Origin of the sequence: Clostridium aciditolerans (genome assembly GCF_016316925.1) — a bacterium.
Taxonomy (GTDB): Bacteria; Bacillota; Clostridia; order Clostridiales; family Clostridiaceae; genus Clostridium_AM; species Clostridium_AM aciditolerans.
The window spans coordinates 127,709-152,451 of sequence record NZ_JAEEGB010000006.1; the positions used below are offsets into that span (position 1 = coordinate 127,709).

The window sequence follows — 24,743 nt, forward strand, 5'->3', positions numbered from 1 at the left end:
TTCTTCGCCAAATATTTATCTATATTTAGTCGCTACCTTTGTAGCCTCTATTTATAGAATAGGTTTTCATATTGTTTTTGTCAAGAATTTAATGATATACTTGTTTTTAAATGACAGCTTTTTTGGGGAGGATATTTTATTATGAAACTTGATATATTAAAAACTCTACAAGAGTTAAACTTTACAGAATATGAGGCAAAAGCATACCTGGCTTTACTTGAGGAATCACCTCTTTCAGGGTATGCAATTGCCTTAAACTCCGGTGTTCCAAGGTCTAAAATTTATCAAGTTTTAGCAGAACTAACTGAACGTGGAGAAATTTTTGTAAGTCTTGAAACACCTGTTCTTTACACACCCCTGCCACCTAAAGAATTAATTGCTAAAAGAAAACGTAAAGCTGAAACAGCTTTTCATGCAGCAGAAAAAGCTCTAGAACGGTACACTTTTACTGCGCAGTATAGAGAAAACATTTGGAATATTACTGGACATGAAGCAATCATAAATCGCGTTAAAGAAGTTATAAAAAAAGCAACCAGCCGCATTCTGATTGAAATATGGGCAGAGGATGCAAATGAATTAAAGGATGATTTGGAAGCAGCATCAATGAGAGGAATTGAAGTAATTATCGTATCTTATGGAGATCTGTCTTTTGATTTTGCCAAGGTTTATTCACATGATTCTAGTGATCAAATAACCTTTGAATACGGAGGGCGCTGGATTATCATGAGCATTGATAATAAAGAAGTAGTTGCAGGAATTGTATCCTTAGGTAATGACAGCCGTGCAGCATGGACAGCTCATCCGGCATTAGTTATGCCAATCACGGAAGTTATCATACATGACCTGTATATCATGGAAATGCTTAATAAACATCGTAGTATTCTTGAAGCTAGCTTTGGTCCAGATTTGATTGAACTTCGAAAACGCTTTAATTCAGACTCACCATGGTTTAGTGCTCATGAAATGTTGGGATTAAATGAATAAAAACGCAGGGATATCATCTTCAAGCTACATCTCACACATATTGACATAGTCAGAATAGAAACTGGATTTATTATAGATAGAATCTCTACTTATTCCTGTTTTTTCTGCTAGTAATTCACAAAAGTATCCTATATTATTGTAAAAGATAAAAAATACTGGAAAAGTATACTAAAATAATAGTAAAGTGGATGGAGGATAATATTGAATTGTACTGGAGTTTTCCAAGACATATAAATAATTATAGAAAGCCATAATGACATTAAAAGTCATTATGGCTACTGTTTTATATAGAAAATCTATATGCACTACTATTTTTATTTTGTATCTATAACCTTCTGAGCCATTTTAACTAATTCATCTTTTGATATATTAGAATCACTTGCTAAGAAAGAATAGTAAACTCCATCTTGCATCCAATTTAAAAATTGAATTTGAGAGATTTTTTCCTTGTCAGATCCATAGCTAAATACATATTTACCAAACAATTTATCCTTCTTATCTTGTTCTGTCATTTTATAATCTGCTGGCACAAACTTGTAAGCAGCTGAATGATAATATAAATCTATACCGCTATAAGTATTACTAACAGTCTCTTTCTCTGAGCTTTCACCTAATCTTACATTTCCCATAAAAAGGCTTAATTTATCATTCCCTTTTTTATAAGTAAAATCAAGTGATTTTGTTTTTGCTATCGCTTTATCATTTTCGTCACGTCCTTCATTATTTACAATATGCCCGCTCTCAAAAACATATCCGTTATCAAATTTATTAATTAATTTAGGATTAAATTTTAAATCCTTCTTCACTTGTTCTACTGTAGGTATACTAGTGTATGTTGGTTTACTACTTGAACTTGAAGTTATATAACATATTTTCCCTGCGGCAAATACAGTTGTTCCTACTACCATAGCAGCTACTAATGCAATCATAATTTTTTTCTTAATTGATCCTTTTTTACTTATTTTTTTATTTTCCATTTCATTATTCTCCTTTTTATCTGGTAAGCTGTTTAATGTTGCACTTACCTTATTTTTAAAACTTTCAGGTGTATCCGGAAAGGCATTGTTCCAATTGTATTTATTCATATATTGCCTCCATATTCTCTAACTTTATTTTTAACAATTTTCGTCCTTTTGCTAATCTACTTTTTACAGTTCCTGCAGGTATCTCCAAAATATCTTTAATTTCTTCTACTGAATATCCTTCTACATAATAAAGAACAATTGTAGTACGAATATGCTCTGGTAAATTCTGAATAGCTAAATATAATTCACTATAATCCTTTTTATCATCAGCCTTAGCAGACTCAAAGTATTCTTCATAAGATACCTGTGGATATTCTTTACGTTTTAAACTATAGCATTCATTTATGAGTATCCTAACTAACCATGTTTTAAAATATTGTTCTTTCTTTAGTGTATCTAATTTATTATAGGCTTTTAAAATTGCCCCCTGGACTGCATCCTCACAATCTTCATCATGAATCAAAATTGATTTAGATACATGATATAAAGTAGATTCAGTCTCAAGAACTTTATCTACAAATTCATCTTTATTCAATTGACTTCCTACCTTTCTTTGCAAACTGTAGCGCTACCATTTTGCTTTACACTAATTAGATGCATATATCTACCAAATGGTTCATTAATTTTAGCTTAAAATTAAATTTTTTATAATATCTATAACTAACCTTATTTTCATAATAATTTAATACAATGCTGTAAGCTGCCTCTGTAAATCAACTACAAAACAAAGATATCATAAAATCCATTTCTGAATAATACGATATCTTAAGAAATTATTTAAGCTAATAAGCTGAGCAGCCAGCCTTACCCTCTGGCCTTCACCTCCAGCTTTGAATATTTCCTAATTTCTGATGTAATAAGAATAACAGTCATTATAACTGATAATATTTCTGCACATGGTCCTGCATACAGAACTCCTAAAACTCCCAGAAACTTAGGTAAAATTATCATAAGCGGAACTATAAAGAAGGTCTGCTTACATAATGTAAGTATCATTGCTTTTGCAGGCTTACCTATAGCCTGAAAGAAAACACATGTTGTAAGTTCAAAGCCTATGAACATACAAAAACTCAAAAATACCTTAAAGGATTTTAATGCAAATTCATTATACAGTGTGTCATTTTGACCAAATAAATTTATTATGTTTTGTGTAAAAAACTGAAATATAATAAATCCTATTATTGATACAACTGTTGATATTTTTATAAGCATAAAATAGGTATCTTTCACACGTGTGAAGTTTTTAGCACCGTAATTGTATCCAAGTATTGGCTGACCACCTATAGCTATACCTATTACAACTCCTAATAAAAGCTCATTCACTTTCATTACAATACCAATTGCTGATATGGGAATATCACTGCCATAAATTGATTGCGCTCCATAATTCTTAAGCATATTATTGCTTACTATTATTATTACTGTTACCGCTACTTGCGTAATTAAACTAGATACTCCAAAAAGCATTATTGTCTTACTTACCTTTACATCAAGCTTCAAATATTCTATTTTAAACTTTATATTTTTAAACTTCTTAAGATACATTAGAGAAATTATGCAGGATAAGATTTGTCCTATTATTGTTGCTATAGCGGAACCTTTAACACCCATAGCAAAATGAAATATGAATATAGGATTCAAAACAATATTTACAATTGCTCCAAGTATCATAGCTAACATTGAATATTCTGGACTTCCATCTGCACGTATTATTGAATTTAAACCTGCTGCTAAAATCATAAAAGGAAATCCTATTAAAATTATTCTCATATAATCCAGTGCTATGGAAATATTAGTGCTTGTAGCTCCAAAGCTCCATAGTAACTTCTCCATAAAAATATACCCAACTACTAAAAATATCAAACCTAAAAGCACCATCAAAATAATTGCATTACCTATTGCTTTGGCGCCCTCTTCTTTGTTTTTCTCTCCTAATTTTATACTGTAGAAAGCAGCCGCTCCATCTCCTAAAAGTAGTGAAAAACCTAATGCTAAAACTACAAGAGGAAAAGTTATATTTGTAGCTGCATTACCAATATAGCCTACCCCTTGACCAATAAAAATCTGGTCAACAATACTGTAAAGAGCATTGACTACCATTGCAAGCACGCAAGGAATTGAAAACTTCATAATAAGTTTGCTTAATTTTTCATTTTCAATATAGTTTTCATTGATTTTTATACTCTTTTCGCTCATTAATATACACCTCTTTCAAACTTCATAATTGAAAGAATAATGCATACAGTAACTGGAGAGTCAACACTTATTTTATTGGAATTATCAATTCAGTCACATAATTTCCTTCATCTGCTGTATTTATTATGTCTACAAGATAATTATCTATAGGCTCACCACAAATTTCATATCCATTTTCATAAATGTATTTAAACATCTTTCTATAAGTATCTATCATGTTATTATAACTTCCATAATGGATAGCAGTAACAGCTTTAAATCCTCCAAATTTTCTAACTACATCATCTATTTCTCTTTCTTCAGATACAGCTATACAAACTTCAATATCATATTCCTCCTTTTCTTTTTCTTCAAAATCGATACAGCTATCATAATATATTGCCATAGCATTCTTTGTAATATGAAAATTATTTCTTTCAACTAATGAAATCAGCTTGCAGTACCTAACTGCAAATTCTTCAATAGTACAAGGACCTTTGCTTCTAAGATAAGCAACATAAGAAACAGGTATTTCTTTTATTTCAATTTTAAAATCCTTATGTTTTTTCTCTTCCTTCTTACTTTCTTTAATGCAAAACTGCAATTTTTCTTTTAGCATTTTTAAATCATGAATTTTATTATCAATCTCTATACATTTTTCATTAATTTTTCTTGTGTTATATTCTAAGTCTTCTCTGCCTAAAAGCACTTTTATTTCCCTTAATGAAAAACCTGCTTCTTTAAAATGCTTGATCACAAGCACCAAAGCCAATTGGTCATTTGAATAATATCTATAATTACTGTCTGGATCAATCTTTCTTGGTATTAACAATTCTATTTCATCATAATATCGCAGTGTTTTTATTGGAATATTGCATATTTTAGATACTTCTCCTATTTGATAAAATTCTTTACTTTCGCCCATTTTATTAATCAACTCCTCATATATATTTCTATATGAACGCAATTAACTACATTTTACCATAATTATAATTTTCACGAAGTTTTCTTTAGACAATACCTCTATTCAAATTCCTAGCTTCATGTTTGTAAAATATTTCAAATAAAACAAGAAAAATATGTGAGATTTATTTCACACTTACGATGATTTTATTATAATATTATTATAGTTATTAATTTTTAAATTAAAGGGGTTTGAATTGTGAAAAAGAATTTAGTATTGATATTATGTTTAAGTTTGATTTTCACTTTAGTAGGTTGTAATAGTGATAAAAAAACAAATAACTCTATACAACCTACTAATGAAGCCCAAACTTTAGAAAATAGTTCAAAAAATACTGATGATACAAAACAAACTACTAATGAGAAAAATAATGTTGATGAAAAAAAAGGAACAACTTCAAATAATGCAAATTCTACGCAATCCACAAAAACAAGCCCAGATAAACAAGTAGCAAAAGATAAAAATAATGTTTCTCAAAAAATAACCAAAGTAAATAGTAAAGTTAAATTGTATAACGGCACTTATTTTGATGATAGGCGTTTCGGAGATAATATCTTAAAAAATTATTGTGAAGTTGTAATTTCTAATGTAACTAATACTTCTTTTGATTTTACTGTTTATGAAGTAAATGTGGTAGATGGGAAAAAAGACAAAAAGGTTATTTTCCTTAGAAATACAGCAGTTTTTACCGGAGATGGAACAAAAGCTACTTTTTACGGAAAAGATTATACTCTTAACTTTACCTTTCCCAATTATCATAATGCATATCCTGTTGTAACAGACATGAAGATATCTGGCTTCAAACCATTAGAAGGCAAGACTTATGTTAATAACGGGATACCAGGACATGAATTCGGATAAACAGGATTCTTGGCTTCAGGTGGAGTTTTAAACTCCATCTGAAGCTTAGAAGCCGTTATCCAGGGTCGTAGACGAACCCCCATCTGATTCAAGTTTCCACTTCATAAATCCGTTCTGGAAACATCTTTTCCAACTTAAATCAGTCTATTTAAAATGTTTATACTAATGGTAACCCATTATCGTTTTCAAAAACTGGAGGTCTTCTGATTTCCTTATCGTCGTCATGTGGTCTTCCAATATCGTTTTTCTTATTTTCTTTATTGTTTTTCTTAGCATTTTCAGTTCTTTTAGGCATAGATAACCCTCCTCTCATCATTATATTTTGTAAAATGCAAACTTTTATGCTTTTAAATTAGAAAGTAATGATTTATAGCTAAATCATTATGGAATGGAAATATTCTATTTATATTTTTCAACTTAGCTGTCATCTAAGTTAGAGAAATCACTTCCTTATCTTTTTGGTTTTTCCAACATTGTCCAAATATTATCATACTCAAAATGTGTAACATATTTTTTAAGTATACTGCCAAGCGTAGTATCTTCTACTATAATTTTTTCAATTACTTTTTCGACTTTATTGACATTCAGCCGTGAAATTGCATCATACAATTCATTATGAAGTTCGAGAGACAAGGATTTGATGAGTTGCTGGACATTCTCGTCAAAATTCGCAGACTCTTCCCCGCATAACACTTCATAAACGTATTTGATACCTAGATGCTTGGCCATAGTTGTAAAAATATCCTGTTCACTGTAAGGCTTACCAACAAAATCGGTACAACCAGCTTTTATAATAAGTTTTATTTCTTCTTCCAACACACTCGCTGAAAGCATGACAATTGGCACATCTGCTCCCTCTTGCACAGCACGGATTTTTTTAGTTGCTTCAAGACCGTTCATTATCGGCATGCGAAGGTCCATCCAAATAAAATGAGGTCGCCACTTTGAGAAAACCTCTATCGCTTCTAACCCGTTCTCGGCCTCCTGCACTTCAAAGCCAATTCTCCTAAGAAGGCGAATAAATATGAATTATCAACTAAATCAAAACAATATTTAGTTGTTCCATTTATCCGATGACTACTTGCTCTAAAACCGAAACAAACCACCGACTATCAAAATTCGGTGGTTTGCCTATGTTAATTATTCAGCTAATTTATGCTGCAATTCGTCCCATTCTTCTAAATAGCCCATATTGATCTCTTCCTGTGCCATAAGTTCCTTTTGAAGCTCCGTTAGTCTTACATAATCGGAAATAACCGCTTCCGATTGAAGCTCTTCTTGAAGTTTTGCAATTCTTTCATCACATTCCTTAATCAATACTTCAATTTTTTTAACCCTTGCCTCCATTTTAGCCTTTTCTTTACCAGGTGTTGTAAACTTTTTCTTTTGACTTTTCTCTTTAACTACAACTATTTCTTCATCAGCAAATTTCTTTGCTGCCTGTTCCAAATAGTGCTCATATCCAAAAGGATAGTAGTCAACATTACCATTATCAAATACCAAAACCGATGAAGCAATCTGTTTCACAAAATATCTGTCATGAGAAACGAAAAGTAGCGTACCGCTATAATCCTTAAGCATTTTCTCCAATGTTTCCTTACTTATTATATCCATATGATTTGTAGGTTCATCAAGGATCAGGAGGTTTGGTCTGCGCTTTAATATTTTGCATAGTTCCAAACGTACCTTTTCTCCACCAGAAAGAGCATTAACTGGTTTAAATACATCCTCATGTGTAAAAAGAAAAGCTCCAAGGGCACTGCGAACCTCTGTCTGAGTTAAATTAGGAAACTCATCCCAATATTCATCCAGTACAGTTTTATCACTTTTATACTGTGCCATATGCTGGTCAAAATATCCGATTTTAACCTTATCCCCAAAGGAATATGTACCGCCAAGCTCAGGCATGGCACCAACAATAGTTTTTAAAAAGGTAGATTTACCTAATCCGTTGCCGCCTATAATCCCAATCTTTTCACCACGCATTATATTGAGTGAAAGTGTTGAAAGTGCTTTACTATAGCCTATCTTCAAATCCTTTGCTGACAATACCAACTGAACACTTTGATACTCAGGTTCAAAATCCGCATGAAAGCTCTTTGTATCTGCCAACTCAGGGGCTTCCACAATATCCATACGCTCAAGCTGCTTTATTTTAGATTGTGCCATAGCAGCTTTAGTAGCTTTATAACGAAAACGGTCTACAAGTCCGCTTAAATGAGCAATTTCCTTTTGCTGTTCAATATGTCTTTTTTGTTGTATTTCCCAATCAAGACGCTTTTTTTCAGCAAATGCAGAATAATTTCCAGTATATTTTGTGATTTTTCCTCGTTCAATTTCATAAACTGAGCTCACAATCTTATCTAAAAATTCCCTATCATGGGCAACTATAAGAACTGCATTTTTATATGCCTTTAAATATTCTTCAAGCCATTCAATAGCATTAATATCAAGATGGTTGGTAGGTTCGTCTAATACCAATAAATCCGGCTTACTGAGCAAAAGCTTGATGAAGGCAATTTTAGTGCGCTGTCCTCCAGAAAACTCTGAAAGAGCCTTTCTCTTATCTTCATCAGCGAATCCAAACTGCTTGATAGCAGTCTCATATTCCTTCTTATAAGTGTATCCTCCAATCAGATTATATCTTTCCTGTAATTCTGAATATTTCTTAACTGCAGAATTATTTGAACTGCTTTCCATCTCACTTAGAAGTTTTTCCATTCTAATTTCTATATCAAATATTTCCTTGTAGGCTTTTTTAACTTCATCCTCAAGAGTAATATTTTCATCCTCAAAAGTAATCTGCCTAAGGTAACCGATAGTTATATTCCTCGCTGTAATAATAGAGGAGGTTTCGCCATTATCAAGCTTTGCAAGATCATATTCACCAGAAATCAACTTAAGCAGAGTTGTCTTTCCGCTTCCGTTTCGTCCAACTAAAGCAACCTTTTCACCTTCATTTATTTGAAAATCAATGTTAGATAATATTGTATTTGCGCCAAAAGCAACACAACTATTTGTAATTTTAACTAGCATCTGATGCACTCCTTCTAAATCCCCTTATTTCCCTTTTCAATTATATATCATTTACAAAAAACATAAAGCAATTAATATTATATATTTAGATCTTCCATTTTTCTATAGCAAAAATCAAATGGGAGGTTCAAAAGCTAATGGAATTGAATAATACAAAAAATCCTTACCTAGCATATTATGATTAGAAATAATGCAATTCACTAGGAGGAATCATATGATAGAAATGAATACACGCCAGTATATACCTAGATCTATAAGTGTTGATGATTTTTTTAAACTGTTAAATAAAGAACAGATTAAATATATTATATTACGATGGACTTTCCTATTATCCCAGGCACTGTGCACAAGAAATGCTTAATGAAAAAATTCTTTTGAATAATAAATATTTTGTACCTAATCCTAAACATTATCTGCTAAGTATGGCCTATCATAAAGCAGAAAATTCAGGTTTGCCTCTAGGTGTCAGAGACGAATATAGTGAATTAGTCCACAATAATAAATACACAAGAGCACTTCGCACTTTGATTAATCAGTGCGACATAAATGTAGAATTGGCTTGGGTGGATTTACAGAAGTTTTTGGACAAGAATAACTGGACGCCAGAATTATCAGTACTAAAAAGACTCTCTGAAAAAAGAGAGTGGATGAAAAATTTATATTATTTAAAACTCCATGATCAGCAAAATACAGGTGAAATCATGGCATTTATCATTAGAGAATGGGCTCATGAAAACAACTTAACTGATTGGATACACGGCCTACACATACTAAATGGAGAAGATATATAATCCACTCAAGTGACAATACTTTAGATGCTTTAGAATTTATTAGTACCTTATATCCAACGGAAGTTCCTAAAATTCTAGACAAAATTGCTTTAGAGAAAGAAAAAAGGGAAAAATTAAATTCTGCTATGTTTTCACCAGATTTTTGCCCTTAATATATTATAGCCCCCTTGATTTACCAAGGGGGCTATGGCTTTTAGTAGTTCAACTTTTCCTTATGCCTTAAGCATACTTCTACAAATAGAATCATTATTCAGAAAAAATAACAACCCATAATTTTATTTCTTTTTCACAGAACAAAAAACCACCGCCCGAATTACGCAAGGTTTTAATAGGTATTAAAAAAGCAGACGACTATAAAATATAGAAATCAGCTTTAGATAGATCTCTTTTTTGTTATTTTATACTAATATTATAATAATTGAAGTTATATTTAATATGAAAATTATCAATAGCATTTTCGTGAAGCTTTTTTTCAATTATCTCCTTTTTAGCGTTGCTATCCATTATATTTATTGTATTCATTACTCCTTCTGTTATTTTGAAAAAACTATTAAATGGGAATGATACTGATAATTCATTATCCTTCCAACCTGCCTTATGTCTAGTCCCAATACATAACAAAGAAGTATTAATTCCGTTACTTAGGTAGGGAAAAGCGGTTGATTCTGAACATATCGCTTGATTTCCTGATATTTTAAAGGATTAACAATTGCCTGTCTTAGACTTGTTATATCCATGTCTTACCTCCAAATAAAATCACATTACAATCTTTTGTATAGGTAATTACCAATACTTTGTATAAGAAATATCTAGAATACAAAGTATAATTACAGAAGTATATAAAATTGTATTATTAAAGCTTTGATACCCATAATTAAGAGCTACAGCCCCTAATCCACCTGCTCCAACAGCACCAGCCATTGTAGTAGCAGAGAGGTAAGAGATTGTTGCGAGTGTAATTCCTGAGACAATAGATGGAACTGATTCTTTGATTATTACCCATATAATAATCTGAGTATTTGATGCTCCGAAAGAACGGGCAGCTTCTATAAGCTGCTTATCTACTTGTATAAAAGCATTTTCCAGAATTTTAGCTATAAATGGAGTAGCTGCTATAGTTAAAGGTAAAATCGCAGCTTTTTCTCCTATAGTTGTGCCTACTACTAATCGAGTTAGGGGAGTTATAGCTACTATGAGAATTATAATAGGGAATGAACGAATCGTATTCACTATAAAATCTAAAATGCTGTAAATCCTTTTATTAGGTTTTAAACCTTCATCTCGGGTTACAACAAGAGCAATTGCTAGTATAAAGCCAGCAAAAAGCGCTAAAATCATTGTTGCTCCTAGCATGAAAAAGGTTGAAATAATAGAAGGTGCTATAATTTCCGTAAAATATCTCCACCAATTAGCCCAAAAGACTTGACTAAGCATATGTGGCGTCCTCCTCTTCACTAATTTCACACTCGGATTCAATTGAATTGTATAAGCTCCATTTAACATTGTTACTATCTAAATATTTCATAACCTTACTGCTATCATTTTCCGAAACATTTACTATCACTGAACCCATCACACTATCTTTGTACTTTTCTAACTTTCCGTCTGCAATAATAAAATCAATTTGCAGTTCCCTAGACATCTTGGTAATTATAGGCTTATCATAAATATTCTTAGAAAGTAAAATTTTTATATTTACACCTTTGCTGAATATTACATTATCTTTATCTCCTATAAGATTAATCAGAGCTCTAGGCTGTTTCAAAAATATATCTTCAACAAGACCACTCTCTGCAATTTTTCCATTCTCGAGTATTGATATTTCTTCGCAAGAACTTTTTAATACAGACATTTGATGAGTAACCATAACAATTGTAATGCCAAGCTGGCGATTAATTTGATTTAACAAAGAAACAATTGATTTAGCAGTTTTAGGATCAAGCGCTGATGTTGCTTCATCGCATAGGAGTATTTTCGGGTCCATTGAAAGGGCTCGTGCTATGGCAACTCTTTGTTTCTGTCCACCTGACAACTGTGATGGTTTAAAATTCAATTTATCACTTATGCCAACTATTTCTGCCAGTTCTCTTACTCTTTTATCAATTTTATTTTTTGGATACTTCCAGCATTTCATAGGAAATGAAATGTTCTCATATACGTTCATGCGGCTTAAAAGTGAAAATTGTTGAAAAATCATTCCTATATCTTTTTTGAATTCTCTTGCCTCTTCATATTTTAATGATTTTACCTCAATTCCATCAACTAAAAGTGACCCTTCATCGTAGGTTTCTAATCCATTAATGCAACGAAGAAGCGTTGATTTTCCTGCACCACTCCTGCCAACAAGACCATAAATCCTTCCAGTTTCAATTGTAAGGTTTATGTCCTCCAGGACACTAAGAGATCCAAATTTTTTTTTCAAATTATTAATTACGATCACCTTATCACCTGCTTTTAAATAAAATAAAGGGAAAGTAGTAGAATATGACTACTTTCCTTATATATCTTCTATATTCACTTTTAAATGACATTATTTTTGTTTATCATATAAAACCATGGTACCATCAAATAGTTCATTAAATTTCTTTCTCACAGAATCAGATTGAAGTATTTCCATTGCATCTTTAACCCATGGTTCATTTACATTCTTTGAATCTACTGTAAGGCCAACTGGAAAATTAACAGTAGTTGTATCTTCAGCAATAAAAGCTTTAGGATCAATGCCAGCAGCTTTTATCCTTGTTGAAGGACATATAACAGCAGCAGCATCAGTTATACTTCTTGCAGTTGTAGTTATTTCGGTTTCTAATATTTTAATATTTTTCGGATTTTTTACAATGTCAGCAGGGGTATAGAACTTGTCTTTCTTTTCTCCTAAAGTAATTAAACCTAATTTTTGAAGCATGACTAAGCTATTTTCAACATTTGTTGGGTCGTTTGGAATCGCTATTTGCGCACCACTAGGGAACTCGTTTATACTTTTATATTTTGATGAATATAACGCAGTACGATAATAAAATAGGTAAGGCTTAACCATTTCTAGCTTTGAATTATTTTCCTTATTGAAAGTCTGGATCCAAGGAAGGTGATTATGTATAAATCCATCAATATTTCCATCTTTTGTTGCTGTAGCAGGCATATTATTTGCATCAAACATAACAACCTCTACCTTGTAACCTTTTTTTTCCAACTCTTCTTTTAAAACTGTCGTAAAAGGCTTGATTGTGGAAAGTGTACCTAATTTAATAGTTTTCTTTTTATCCGTTGTACTTGCAGAAGAAGTTTTGTTAGAACATCCAAAAAAAGATAAAGATAGAACTAGCAAAACAAACAAAGATATTTTTTTTAAAACTTTTAACTTCACAAAGATCCCTCCATATTTATGCAAATTATTTAATATTTCGTCATTATCCTAACATAATGGACAAACTGTGTAAAATAGTAAAACCTGATAGGTCGCTGTGAAACTATAATTATTTTTTATATTAACAATAGTTTTGATATAACTTCAATAACCACTAACTCTTCTGTATCTCTGGTATCCACCTCAATCTCACCGGCCCAACCTGTCCATTCGTTTTCCAAGCTTTCCCACAGGATTTGCAAATATTTTTGGAAGTTCTCTGTAGTTTGCTTTCCCTTTGATAATTTCTTCATCTTTGCTTTTTATATTTTTAAAGTAATTCTCCAGCTTTTATTAAAGCACTTTCAACTCTTTCTTTTATGTTCTATCTCTCAATAACTCCTCGCTTTTAAAATTTGCTCTCAGGTTGTGTTCCCATTGGTTAGGCGACATAGGCTTCTTTCAGTCTATCGCTCAGCATACATGCTGGACGTACAAAAAACTAGGAACCTATAATTCCTAGTTTTTTAACTTATAATTTATTTCTCTAATTCTGTAATATGGAATCAAAATTATTTATACATAATTTTTTAATTCTTCTTCACTTAGAACATCTATGTTGTCAATATAATAAGGATAATCTTTCAAAATTGTTTCAACAGTCATTTCTAATTTGCTCTTATCTTCTTTTGAATTAGCTGTATAGATATATTCTCTTCCATCTTCTCTTAACAAGAATTTATCTTCTCCAATTCTCAATAAGCCAGTATTCTTTGAATCCTTATATTCTTCTAAATTTTTATAAATAGTTGTTTTCTTAAGGTATGGGAACCCGCCCCTTGGACAGAACATATGACAGTTACCACATTCGTTACACATGTTTTCAACGTGAGCTATTTGGTAATTAGCTGTAAGTCCTTCAACAACAACTCTCATATTTGCTCTATTTGGACATACGTCAACACAGATTCCACAGCTCTTTAAGCAGTCAAAAGTTTCTAGCTTGTCTTCTAAAACTTTCCCATTACCTTTGTTTTTATAGTTAGCATCGTTCTTTGCTTTATCAGCTAATGCATTTAAAGCTTCAAGATTTAATCCCTTAGGTGCTTGTCCTGCTTTTTTCATTTCATTTAATACAGCATTATTGTTTGTATATCCTTTTGGTTGTAAGAACAATGTTGATATAGTAATAGGAGCAATTCCAGCATTAAATACATCTAATACATTGTTTTTATCTATTCCACCTGACATAGATATAGTTATATCATTAAACTCATTTGCAATTTTTTTAGCTACATTTATTGCTATTGGATATAATGGTTTTCCAGACATGTACATAGCTTCCCCTGGCATAACATTTCTAGTGTTAACTACAGGCAGTGTATTTGTTAACTTAACTGCGAATTTTACATTGTTTTCCTTAGCTGTTTCTAATAGCTTAGCTATTATTTCCTTAGCCATATCAAATTGTAAATCGTGATCGAAATCTTCTCTCTTTAATTCTATGTCACTGTAACCTAAGTTGTCCAAGATTTCTCTTACAGCATCATATCCTAATAATGTAGAATTACATTTTAGTAATGTATTTATCTTTTTATTTGATATTAAATGACTTGCTATATTTAAAATTTCACTTGCTTTACATCCGTGCATTGTAGAAAGTGTAACTATATTTGTAATCTTTGAAGTAATCTTATCTATATCTTCTAGTTTAAATCTTTTGAATTTATTTATGTTTTTCTTTAATACTTCTATACACTCTTTAAATATTTCAGTATCCTTTGCATCTTTAAGGTCATCAATAAAGTCAGAAATCTTCTTTGATTGAATTCCTTCAAGGTCATATCCTACACTTATATTTAGTATAAAATCCTTTACATCTGATAGTCCAAGTTCAATGCCCATAACTTGCATTAATACTGAAGCTTTTATATATTCTTCTTTTGCTTCTTCAACTGTTAACTCTGTAGACCATTCTACATTGTATCCTACATTTTTAACATCGATACATGGTCTTGCAATCATTTCTTGCATTTGTTTTCCATCTACTATTTGAACAGTCTTAGGTTCAAAATATCTACAACCTGTTAGATAAGCTGCTAAGAAGTTTTGAGTTAATTGTGTATGTGGACCAGCTGCAGGACCTACTGGGTATCTTAGATATTCTCCACAAAACTCCATTTCTATACTGTTATCAATATCCTTATGAAAATCCTTTTCCTCTACTTCAAATATTTTTCCTTTTGTATAATAATCTTGAAGAGCTAGCTCAAGAATTCTTTCAAAAGACATTGTTTTCATTACTTCACTCATGGTTGTTCCACCTTTCTTCAAATAAATTTTATATAAACTAATATTGATATAAATTTTTACTATATAAATATAGAGCAATTTTTATGCCAAAAACAAAGGTCAAATACTGTTTTTTCCTGTAATAAAATTTAATTTTCTCCATTTTTTATAACCATTTTATATATATTTCACAAAAAACTTATAAAAATATCAAAATAATAATCTTTATAAAAGCTTGTTCTGGTATCAAAAAATATAAAATTGATAATTTACTATCAATCCGACAACAAAAATTATCATTTTGATAAAAAATTATCAATTTGACAGCAAAAATTATCAATTTGATAATAAAATCAAAAAATTAGCTTTATTTTATATTCTTAAACTAAAAATATCCGAACATTCTCTTTAACGCATCATACCCAAAGCAGATACCTAAATCCACAATTTCAATTTAACTGTTTTTTAATGCAAATAATTATAACACCTTTATAAGCATAGTTTGTATTAGCTTCAACATCTTCACAAACACTTTCCCCGTTATATTTTACTTCGTCTTCAATATTGACATAAATTCTAAAATACAAACAACTTTATGAAAAAAGTGCATACAGGATTATTTCCTGCATACACTTTTTAAATTATCTAATCTCTTTTGCTATACAATATTCTAATATAGATTTTTATATATACCAATTATGTCTTCTCTTGAAAGCGGAACATAACTATTTACCAATAGTCTTTGCTGACTAGCTATTACACTGTCAGTAAAGGTTTCAATTTCTTCTGCCTTCATTCCATATTCTTTTAATGGCTTTCTAGATAATAATTTATCTAAAACAACTGTTAACTCCTCGTATACTACATCAGTATTACATCCAAGAATACTAGCTAATACTTTATTAATATCCTTAATTTTTCCCTCAGGATGTTTTTTATTATATGTTTTAAACACTTCCACAAACATTTGATAGTTTGCTTCTCCATGGGTAACGTGATAAATACCTCCTAATGGATAAGAAAGTGCATGTACTGGACCTGTTCCTGTATTACTGAAAGCAATTCCGGCATAGTTGCTAGCCAAAAGAAAATCCTCAATTATTTCTGTTCTATATTCTTTTCCCTTCTCCAATATCTTTACATATCCATTTAAAATTAATTCTATTGCTTTTACACTGAACAATTCAGTATATGTATTAGATTTTGGTGATACGAAAGATTCTATAGCATGAATCAATGCATCTATAGAACTTGTTACGAAAAACTTATAGGGAAGTCCTTTTACTAGCTCTGAGATAAGCACCGCATAATCAGGGAATAATTCATCTACTGCAAGCCCCATCTTTGTATTCTTTTCCTTTATTTCAGCTATTGATATATTGGAAACTTCAGAACCAGCTCCACAGGTTGTAGGTACTATAATCAATTCTTTATCTTTAACAAATGGTATTCTTTTTTCAAATAAATCAAGGGTATTCTTTGCATTCTTAATTACAAGTAACTTAGCTATATCTATAATTGTTCCTCCACCAATAGCAATGATTCTCTTATACTTCTTGCCTTCCATATCTTTTATAATTAAATTAATCATTTCATCTGATGGTTCACCTTGTCCGTATTTACCTTTAAACATCACATCTGCTTTTAAATTCAAAGAACTCATGAAAGATTTATACGTAGATTCACTAGTTAATATAAAATCTCCTTCACCAATATTAAAGAATTCTGCAAATTCCTTGCAATCATTAAATTTACAAACTTGAGTTCTTACCTGAAATAATTTCATGATCCAACACTCTCCATGCAGTTTATTTTAAAATCTTACTTTGTCACTTTCTATTTTTTCATATGCTTTATAACTTCATCTCAAAAATTTTCCCGTCAATGGATTTTACTTTTTCTGCAATAACATTTAAAGTAGAAATTACCTTATCGGACAATTCTTTAGCTTCTTTAAATATATCATAGATGTCTTCACTTCTGTTTTCTTCTATTGCATCCATTATTTCGTGTGCTTTGCTGTGTAAAAGTAAATGATTTTCATTTATTCCATGCCATTCATCTTTTATCTTTGGATGCTCAACATTTATAGAATTGTAGAAATGTCCAAACTTACATTTCATGCCATTATGCTGAATCGGTATCGTCTCATTACTTTCAACCATTTGCTGGAGCTTATTCATCCACATTTTGTGAGCTTTTATAGCATCCTCCAGTATATTCAAAAATTCTTCATTTGAAATTGGGCTAGTACCATTATTTAAAATTCCTACTAATTCTTTTATAACTTCAGAAATGTTGTCATCTATTTTACCAAGATTGTTAGCATAATAATGGTTTTTTTCAGAGTCATCCGACACTATTCTTGTCATATGGCTAATTTTTTCTGACTCCCCTGCAACAATATTCATAGCAGAAGATATTTCTTCAGAGGATGCCGTTATCTCCTCCATACTACCTGCTAAACTAGTAATGCCACTTACAGTGGTTTCGAGGCTGTGGGCGCTTTCTTCAAAAGATACATTAACTTTTTCAATTTTTTTACTCATATCTATCATTGATGTTATAGTATTATTAACGCTATTCATACTTTCATTAGTTGCATTTCTAATATCCTTAGTAAAAGCTTGCATATTATTAAGCTTAAGCTTTGTATCTTCAGCCAACTTACGAATTTCATCAGCAACTACAGAAAATCCACGTCCATGTTCTCCAGCACGAGCCGCTTCAATACTAGCATTTAATGCAAGAAGATTTGTCTGATCTGCAATCATACCTACGCCATCAACAATCTCATCAACCTGTAAAGATAGTTCTTCCAATGCCTTTATTTTGTCAGACATTATTTCCGCATCATTGACCACCGTTTCTTTTATTTGATTAATTTGTTGAAGCTGATTCTTGCTATCATCATTCGTTTTAATTAAATTATTGGATTTCTCCACCAAATCGTTTAATACTTCTGTATTATGGATAATTGCCTCGCTTACTTGGCTTACATTTGCAGTAGTTTGCTCAACTACTGCCATGTTTGATTCACTAGATTCAGACAATTGCTGAGCAACTTTTTTTAATTCTTTTGAAATAAAGGACATATTTATATCAAAATCGCTAAGTGATGCTGACTCATTAACTAATTTTAAAAGAAGAGAATTATTTAATGATCCAGATTCTAAAATTCTGTTAAACAATTCAAATATATATTTATGAATATCCTTTTCTAAAACTGGTTTTTCTGGCTTTCCTCCTCTTAGATAAGTTTGCACATAATCTGTAATATATGTAACCTCATGACATTGTGTTTTTTTCCCAAACATGTTGTTTCCCCCTAATCATCCCTTATTTATCCTTTTTTATTTATCGTATAATTTTATAATTTCATTATGCTAATTGTTTATTTTATATAAAATTCATTTGATTAATATTTTATAAATTCAAATTTCGAAACATCAAACAATCCCTGATCTGTTATCCTAATTTCCGGTATTACTGGAAGAGCTAAAAATGATAGAGTTATAAAGGGATCTATCTCATTATTAATTCCAAGCTTAAATGCTTCTTCAAGCATACTATTGAGAGTGTTTTCAACATATTCAGCAGTACTATTGCTCATTATACCAGCAACCGGCAGTTCAAGAGTACCAACTACCTTTCCTCTGCTTACAATCGTATATCCTCCATTTACTCTTTTTAACTCTTCTATAGCAATAAGCATATCTTCATCGTTATCACCTACAACAATGAGGTTATGTGAGTCGTGAGCAACGGTACTTGCTATCGCTCCATTTTTAATATTAAAATTACTTACTATGCCAAGTCCAATATTTTTTGTTGATTTATGCCTTTCAATAACTGCAACCTTAGAAAACTGTTCATTCTGTACAAAGGCACCATTTACAACTCTAACTTCTGCTGTTTCTTTCTTTGTAATAAGTTCATTTGAGGTTAGACCTATAACTGTAGCTGTATTCTTTTCTAGACTTATTCTCAAATCCTCTATACTTATGTTTGGAATTCTAACGGTATTAAAAACATTTCTATCCTCTATTTTTAAAGGTATTTCTGTGCATAGCTTATTATTGTCATATACAATATCTCCGCGATACAGAACTTTATTAATATTAAACTCATCAAGACTATCTAATATTATTAAGTCTGCAGAATAACCGGGAGCAATAGCTCCAAGTCTTTTTAACCTATAACATTGGGCAGTATTAATAGTAGCCATACATATTGCTTCAATTGGACCAACTCCACAAGCTATAGCTTTCTTTATGTTGTAACTTATATGTCCTTCTTTTTTTATGTCCTCAAGATGTTTATCATCAGTACAAAATATACATCTATTGAATCCCATATTTTTTCTTAACATGCCCTTTATTATGTTCTCTAGATTTCTAGCAGCAGAGCCTTCCCTTATTTGTAAATACATTCCGAGTCTTAAATGCTCTATTACTTCATCTATAGTTGTGCATTCATGATCTGTCATAATACCGGCAACACGATAAGCATTAAGGGCTTCCCCAGTTAAATTAGGTGAGTGCCCATCTATAATTTTATCATCAAATAAATCAATCTTTTTTAACATTTCTTCTTTTCCGCTAACTACAGAGGGGTAATCCATTACTTCTCCAAGCCCCAAAATTCTTTCACTTGATAAGAGCGGTTCAATTAATTCCGCACTTAAAACTGCTCCATTATTTTCAAAAGGAGTACTTGGAACACATGAAGGCATCATGAAATAAACATTTAAAGGTAATGATTTAGATTGATTTAACATGAAGTGAATTCCATTAATTCCACATACATTTGCAATTTCATGTGGATCAGCTATTATTGTTGTGGTCCCATGTGGTAGAACAGCTTTAGCAAATTCTGAAGGAGTAACCATAGTTGATTCTATATGCACATGACTATCAATTAATCCTGGACATACATATTTACCTTTAGCATCAATTTCATTAATACCACTATAATTACCTATCCCTACTATTTGGTCCATGCAAATAGCAATGTCACCCTCAACTATTTCCTTTGTAAATACATTTATTATATTTGCATTCTTTATTACTAAATCAGCCTTTTCTTTCTTCATGGCTACGTTTACTCTTTTTTGTTTTAATTCCACACTCATTTTATGCCCTCCTCTTTAAGTTACTGTAAATCCGTTCTATTCTAGCTATATTTACATTTTTTTATAAAATATTACATGTTTTAAGTACTATGATACCAAATTTATATATAGTATAGCAATAGCTTAATTAATTCTTTAATATTTAATAAATAAAACTGTAACAATCCTATATACTTTCAAAATATAATTACTTTTTCATATATTTTATTAAAATTTTGTAATACATAAATGATGAAGAGAATACATTAAATATAGATATATATACAAAAGTTTAGGAGGGGTTACATTGAAATTGAAAAACCTATCAATTATACTTTCAACAGTAGTTATTAGTTTTTCTATATCAAGTTCAGTTTCTGCAAAAAATAATTACAATATAAGCAGATTATATGGTGAAAATCGATATGAAACATCCGTTAACATTTCAAATAAATTTAGCCAAGATAAGATAGATAATATAATTATTGCAAGCGGAAATGATTTTCCTGATGCACTGACTGGAAGTGTACTTTCTAAAAAACTTAATGCACCAATCTTACTAGTAGATAAAACACCAGATGAAAATCTCAATTCAATAAACTATATAAAAAATCATTTAACAAGTAACGGTACAATTTATGTGCTTGGTGGAAAGGGATCAGTAAGTGAGAGCTATATAAATTATTTTAAAACAACAGGATATAATGTAAAAAGATTAGGTGGCGCTACTAGGTTTGAAACTAATAAAGCAATAGTTAACTTTTTGAATGTAAAAAAAGGTACTCCATTAGTTTTAGTTAATGGATATGGATTTGCAGATGCGCTGAGTGTTTCAAGCATCGCAGCATCAAAAGGGTATCCTATATTGATGAGTGATGCTAATAACTTACCTACTGAAACTGTAGAAGTTATAAATAGTATTCAACCTTCCAAAGTATTTATAGTAGGCGGTGAAGGCTCATTAGCCAGCAGCATTATAGATCAAATAAAAAATGTAGTCCCTTCGCTAGGTATCAATATAGTAAGAATCGGAGGAATTAATAGATACGAAACCTCCTTGAATGTATGTAAATATTTTAATCTGGATAGGAATACAGCACTAATTGCAAATGGTGAAAATTTTCCTGATGCCCTATCTGGTAGTGCACTTGCTGCTAAATTAAATGCACCAATTATACTTACAGATGGCAGCAATATAGTAACTCAGAAAAGATATTTAGATAGTATGAACTATTCACACTTAATATTATTAGGTGGAAAAAGCGCTGTAAGTGAAGCTGCAGAAAATATATTAAAAGGAAATGAAAAAGCTTTATTTATTATAAAGAGTGCATATCAAGAGCATAACAAAAAGTATATAGATGGTTATTTTGTAAAATGGGTTACGGATTTAGATGAAGCAAGAGATTATGAAAAAAGGACAGGCAATATTGTAATTTGGAATGATCATGATGGATTGGGAGAATATATCCCAGATGATGGCTTTGATATGTCTATAAGCAGCACTGTTACTTTAGAAGTTGGTGACAGTGTAAAGATTAATGAAATAGATTTTGATACTTCTGGAAATATTCTTCATGTTGATAAAAATTTTAATGACATAATAAGTGGTTATTATAAAGATAAGCCAGTTTTTAATATAACTCTAAAAAATGGTACAGTTACAGAGATGTACCAAGAATACAGACCTTAGAAGAAGGTACCATACTCTATATGCAGTATGGTACCTTAAATTTTTTAGTTAATATATTTTACTTTAAATTAAACTCCTGAATAAGTTCTTCTAATTTTATAGCACTTTTAGCATTACTATCAGCTTCCACCATTATTGACTCATTTTTATTGTTAACTTCGCTAATACTTGAAGCAATATTACCGGATGTTTTTGCCACTTCCGATACCGAAATCGCAACATCCTCCATGCTTTTTGTAATTTGGTCAACAGAATCAGAAATATTTTTAGAAACCTCTGCAAATTTACCTATTATTTCTTTTACTGTATCTCCATCATTTTTATATTCATTACTAATTGAAATTAGCTTATCATAATCTTTAAGAACATTATTTTCTATAAATACTAAAACATCCTGTGATGAGTTTGAAAGCTTACCAACTGAATCTAGTACAGTATTTACCTTATTTTGTATCTCTGCAACTGCTAATGATGATTGTTCTGCAAGCTTTCTCACTTCTTCTGCTACAACTGCAAATCCCTTTCCCTGCTCTCCAGCTCTGGCCGCTTCTATGGCCGCATTTAATGCGAGAAGATTAGTTTGTTTTGATATTGCATCTATGCTTTTTGCCATTTCTGATATTTCATTTACAACTGTTACTTCTTGCAATGCTTTTTCTAAGCTTATTTTTGTTTCTTCATATATTTTTTCTGTACTTTCTTTTGCTTGGATAGAATCATTATTTATAGAAACCGCTTTCTCCTGTATATTTAAAGCTACATTTAATCCTTCCTGTGCTTTTTTAGCTGTAATAGCTACTTCTTCTTTTACTGTAGTCGCCATTGACGAAACTTCCTCAACTGCGGCGGAGGATTCTTCCATGCCTGCTGATATTTCTTCTGTAGCTGCTGATATTTGCTCAATTTCATCACTTACTTTTGAAAACATTTTGCTTGCTAAATCACTACTTTGGAGAATAGCATTACTTTCACTTTTAATTAAGATCATATGTTGATTAAGCTTTTCAGTAGCACTATTTAATGCTGTAATAGTTTGTCCTATTTCATCCTTTGCGATTACATTCATTTGAAAATCAAGATTACCTTCTGCTAATTTTGATGCACCGCTCATCACTTCTTTAACTTGATTTACAATACTTTTTCTAATCAAATATGTAAATAAAATCCCTACAATAATACTTGTTATTAAAAAAATAATTATGTATTTTAAAGAAGCATTTGTGGTTTTTTGTGCAAGTTCCCCATCTACCTGTGTTAATTGCCCTTGTAAATCGAGCATATTTTGTATACTTGTAAGTAAGTCATTTTGAGGTTTATCCAATCCATTAAGAATATCTTGAAGTTCCTGATTTGTTACTCCAGCCTTCATACCTTTTTTAACTGCATCGTCAAATGCAGAAAATGCAATTTGATCGTTCTTTTGTATCTCCTTAAATATTTGCTTACCCTTTTCTGTATAGAGCAAAGCTTCAAGTTGCTTTTTATTCTCTTCATAAAGCGCTTTATTATCATCTATTATCTTTTTCTGTGCCTCCATATATTTTGTATCATTGCTAATGTCTATATTTCTTACACCAATTGCAATTTTATTAACATTACCTCTCATACCGTATGCTAAAGCTACTTTTTTATTTTCTACACTGATTAATTTAACAACAGTTTGATTAATTTGACTTAATCTATATATTGCTAATGAAGACACTCCTATTACTAAAATAATCATCAAGGAAAATCCAATTAGCAATTTATTAGATAGCTTAATTTTCTCAAAGTTCATAAATTATCCCCCTTTAATCATAATTTCAATGAAATTATATCATATAATACAATTAAATACAATTAAATACAATTAAATACAAAAAATGCAACTCAATTACAAATATAGATTAATAATCCCATAAAAACCCACAATATATTTATTATTATAGAATTAATTTTTCATTTAATACCATTAGTCTCATTTTAAATCCTACTGAAACACATAGTTTTTTAGTTATAATAATATAATTTAGTCTTATTCTTTTCTAACTCTACATTTACTAAGTTATAACTTAAATTTATGTACCAGTTCATTAAGCTTTTGTGCAAGTTCTCCCTTACTTTGTGCAGTTATTGCCACCTGTCCTATTGATTTTGTTGTTTCATTTACACTTGTTTTTATTATTTCTGCGTTTTCTGATGATTTCTGTGCAACTCCATACATATTCTGCATTGCGTTACTTACTTGGCCAATTGTGGCTATCATTAATATTGTCATAATACTGTTGCTGTTTAAGTATATAGAATGGTTGTTTAAATTTGCTGTTTTAGCACTATCAAGATTTGAATTTATAAGTTTATTAAGATTGTCCGTCATTGACTCTCTTATGGCAGGTATCTGCTGATATTGTTTTGCTGCTTTATCAAAATTTCCAGCATCAACAAGGTAAATACTTTAGTTCTGCAAAATAATATTGTATCCATTGA

21 protein-coding genes and 2 pseudogenes are annotated in these 24,743 nt (G+C 30.8%); 5 read left to right on the forward strand and 18 right to left on the reverse strand.

Annotated features, from left to right (window positions below; genetic code table 11):
* Positions 1–141 precede the first annotated feature (141 nt).
* Positions 142–984: a TrmB family transcriptional regulator gene (locus I6U51_RS06270; protein WP_211141824.1), complete on the forward strand. Its 843-nt coding sequence runs from the start codon at positions 142–144 to the stop codon at positions 982–984.
* A 314-nt stretch (positions 985–1,298) separates the two neighbouring features.
* On the opposite strand, the gene I6U51_RS06275 is transcribed toward I6U51_RS06270, so the two are convergent.
* From I6U51_RS06275 to I6U51_RS06290, 4 genes are all read right to left on the reverse strand, one after another.
* Complete coding sequence (locus tag I6U51_RS06275) at positions 1,299–2,069, reverse strand: hypothetical protein (protein WP_211141825.1); 771 nt, start codon at positions 2,067–2,069, stop codon at positions 1,299–1,301.
* Positions 2,062–2,544 (reverse strand): RNA polymerase sigma factor, encoded by a 483-nt coding sequence (locus I6U51_RS06280; RefSeq protein ID WP_211141826.1) that lies wholly within the window; start codon positions 2,542–2,544, stop codon positions 2,062–2,064. Before I6U51_RS06280 ends, I6U51_RS06275 begins: the two co-directional genes overlap by 8 nt.
* Before the next feature lie 269 nt (positions 2,545–2,813).
* Positions 2,814–4,205, reverse strand: coding sequence for an MATE family efflux transporter (locus I6U51_RS06285; protein WP_211141827.1), 1,392 nt, complete (start codon positions 4,203–4,205; stop codon positions 2,814–2,816).
* Positions 4,206–4,272: 67 nt separating this feature from the next.
* Entirely contained in the window at positions 4,273–5,109 is an 837-nt protein-coding gene (locus tag I6U51_RS06290; protein ID WP_211141828.1) for a MerR family transcriptional regulator, read from the reverse strand.
* A 237-nt stretch (positions 5,110–5,346) separates the two neighbouring features.
* Between I6U51_RS06290 and I6U51_RS06295 the strand changes: the two genes are divergently transcribed.
* On the forward strand, positions 5,347–6,009 hold the full coding sequence (locus I6U51_RS06295; protein WP_211141829.1) for a hypothetical protein: 663 nt from the start codon (positions 5,347–5,349) through the stop codon (positions 6,007–6,009).
* 157 nt (positions 6,010–6,166) lie between these two features.
* Here I6U51_RS06295 and I6U51_RS06300 read toward each other — a convergent pair whose 3' ends face one another.
* From I6U51_RS06300 to I6U51_RS06310, 3 genes are all read right to left on the reverse strand, one after another.
* The gene (locus tag I6U51_RS06300) at positions 6,167–6,304 is read right to left on the reverse strand and encodes a hypothetical protein (RefSeq protein ID WP_211141830.1); all 138 of its coding nucleotides are present in this window, start codon (positions 6,302–6,304) and stop codon (positions 6,167–6,169) included.
* Positions 6,305–6,459: 155 nt separating this feature from the next.
* Positions 6,460–7,035 carry a response regulator gene (locus I6U51_RS06305; RefSeq protein ID WP_343069566.1) on the reverse strand — a complete coding sequence of 192 codons (576 nt, stop codon included), beginning with the start codon at positions 7,033–7,035 and terminating at the stop codon, positions 6,460–6,462.
* A 114-nt stretch (positions 7,036–7,149) separates the two neighbouring features.
* Positions 7,150–9,045, reverse strand: coding sequence for an ABC-F family ATP-binding cassette domain-containing protein (locus I6U51_RS06310; RefSeq protein ID WP_211141832.1), 1,896 nt, complete (start codon positions 9,043–9,045; stop codon positions 7,150–7,152).
* Between the two features lie 214 nt (positions 9,046–9,259).
* Here I6U51_RS06310 and I6U51_RS06315 point away from each other — a divergent pair, with 214 nt between their 5' ends.
* Positions 9,260–9,406 (forward strand): hypothetical protein, encoded by a 147-nt coding sequence (locus I6U51_RS06315; RefSeq protein WP_211141833.1) that lies wholly within the window; start codon positions 9,260–9,262, stop codon positions 9,404–9,406.
* Positions 9,399–9,836 carry a hypothetical protein gene (locus I6U51_RS06320; protein WP_211141834.1) on the forward strand — a complete coding sequence of 146 codons (438 nt, stop codon included), beginning with the start codon at positions 9,399–9,401 and terminating at the stop codon, positions 9,834–9,836. Before I6U51_RS06315 ends, I6U51_RS06320 begins: the two co-directional genes overlap by 8 nt.
* 393 nt (positions 9,837–10,229) lie before the next feature.
* Here I6U51_RS06320 and I6U51_RS06325 read toward each other — a convergent pair whose 3' ends face one another.
* From I6U51_RS06325 to ade, 9 genes and pseudogenes are all read right to left on the reverse strand, one after another.
* Positions 10,230–10,529: a DUF169 domain-containing protein gene (locus tag I6U51_RS06325; protein WP_211141998.1), complete on the reverse strand. Its 300-nt coding sequence runs from the start codon at positions 10,527–10,529 to the stop codon at positions 10,230–10,232.
* A 68-nt stretch (positions 10,530–10,597) separates the two neighbouring features.
* Positions 10,598–11,270 (reverse strand): annotated as a pseudogene (locus I6U51_RS06330) (methionine ABC transporter permease).
* Complete coding sequence (locus I6U51_RS06335) at positions 11,263–12,276, reverse strand: ATP-binding cassette domain-containing protein (RefSeq protein WP_211141835.1); 1,014 nt, start codon at positions 12,274–12,276, stop codon at positions 11,263–11,265. Before I6U51_RS06335 ends, I6U51_RS06330 begins: the two are co-directional and overlap by 8 nt.
* A 90-nt stretch (positions 12,277–12,366) precedes the next feature.
* A complete protein-coding gene (locus I6U51_RS06340) occupies positions 12,367–13,200 on the reverse strand; it encodes a MetQ/NlpA family ABC transporter substrate-binding protein (RefSeq protein ID WP_211141836.1) in 834 nt (277 codons plus the stop codon).
* A gap of 116 nt (positions 13,201–13,316) precedes the next feature.
* On the reverse strand, positions 13,317–13,493 hold the full coding sequence (locus I6U51_RS06345) for a hypothetical protein (protein WP_211141837.1): 177 nt from the start codon (positions 13,491–13,493) through the stop codon (positions 13,317–13,319).
* Positions 13,494–13,755: 262 nt separating this feature from the next.
* Positions 13,756–15,492 carry a hypothetical protein gene (locus I6U51_RS06350; RefSeq protein ID WP_211141838.1) on the reverse strand — a complete coding sequence of 579 codons (1,737 nt, stop codon included), beginning with the start codon at positions 15,490–15,492 and terminating at the stop codon, positions 13,756–13,758.
* A gap of 649 nt (positions 15,493–16,141) precedes the next feature.
* Positions 16,142–17,257, reverse strand: coding sequence for a 4-hydroxybutyrate dehydrogenase (locus I6U51_RS06355; RefSeq protein ID WP_211141839.1), 1,116 nt, complete (start codon positions 17,255–17,257; stop codon positions 16,142–16,144).
* 67 nt (positions 17,258–17,324) lie between these two features.
* Positions 17,325–18,788, reverse strand: a complete 1,464-nt coding sequence (locus tag I6U51_RS06360; RefSeq protein WP_211141840.1) for a methyl-accepting chemotaxis protein — start codon at positions 18,786–18,788, stop codon at positions 17,325–17,327.
* Positions 18,789–18,889: 101 nt separating this feature from the next.
* Entirely contained in the window at positions 18,890–20,605 is a 1,716-nt protein-coding gene (gene ade / locus I6U51_RS06365; RefSeq protein ID WP_246517127.1) for an adenine deaminase, read from the reverse strand.
* 292 nt (positions 20,606–20,897) lie between these two features.
* Between ade and I6U51_RS06370 the strand changes: the two genes are divergently transcribed.
* Positions 20,898–22,277: a cell wall-binding repeat-containing protein gene (locus I6U51_RS06370; RefSeq protein ID WP_211142000.1), complete on the forward strand. Its 1,380-nt coding sequence runs from the start codon at positions 20,898–20,900 to the stop codon at positions 22,275–22,277.
* Positions 22,278–22,335: 58 nt separating this feature from the next.
* On the opposite strand, the gene I6U51_RS06375 is transcribed toward I6U51_RS06370, so the two are convergent.
* Positions 22,336–24,054, reverse strand: a complete 1,719-nt coding sequence (locus tag I6U51_RS06375) for a methyl-accepting chemotaxis protein (protein ID WP_211141841.1) — start codon at positions 24,052–24,054, stop codon at positions 22,336–22,338.
* A 267-nt stretch (positions 24,055–24,321) separates the two neighbouring features.
* Positions 24,322–24,516, reverse strand: a pseudogene (locus tag I6U51_RS24710) (methyl-accepting chemotaxis protein); the annotation flags it as partial.
* Positions 24,517–24,743: the final 227 nt, after the last annotated feature.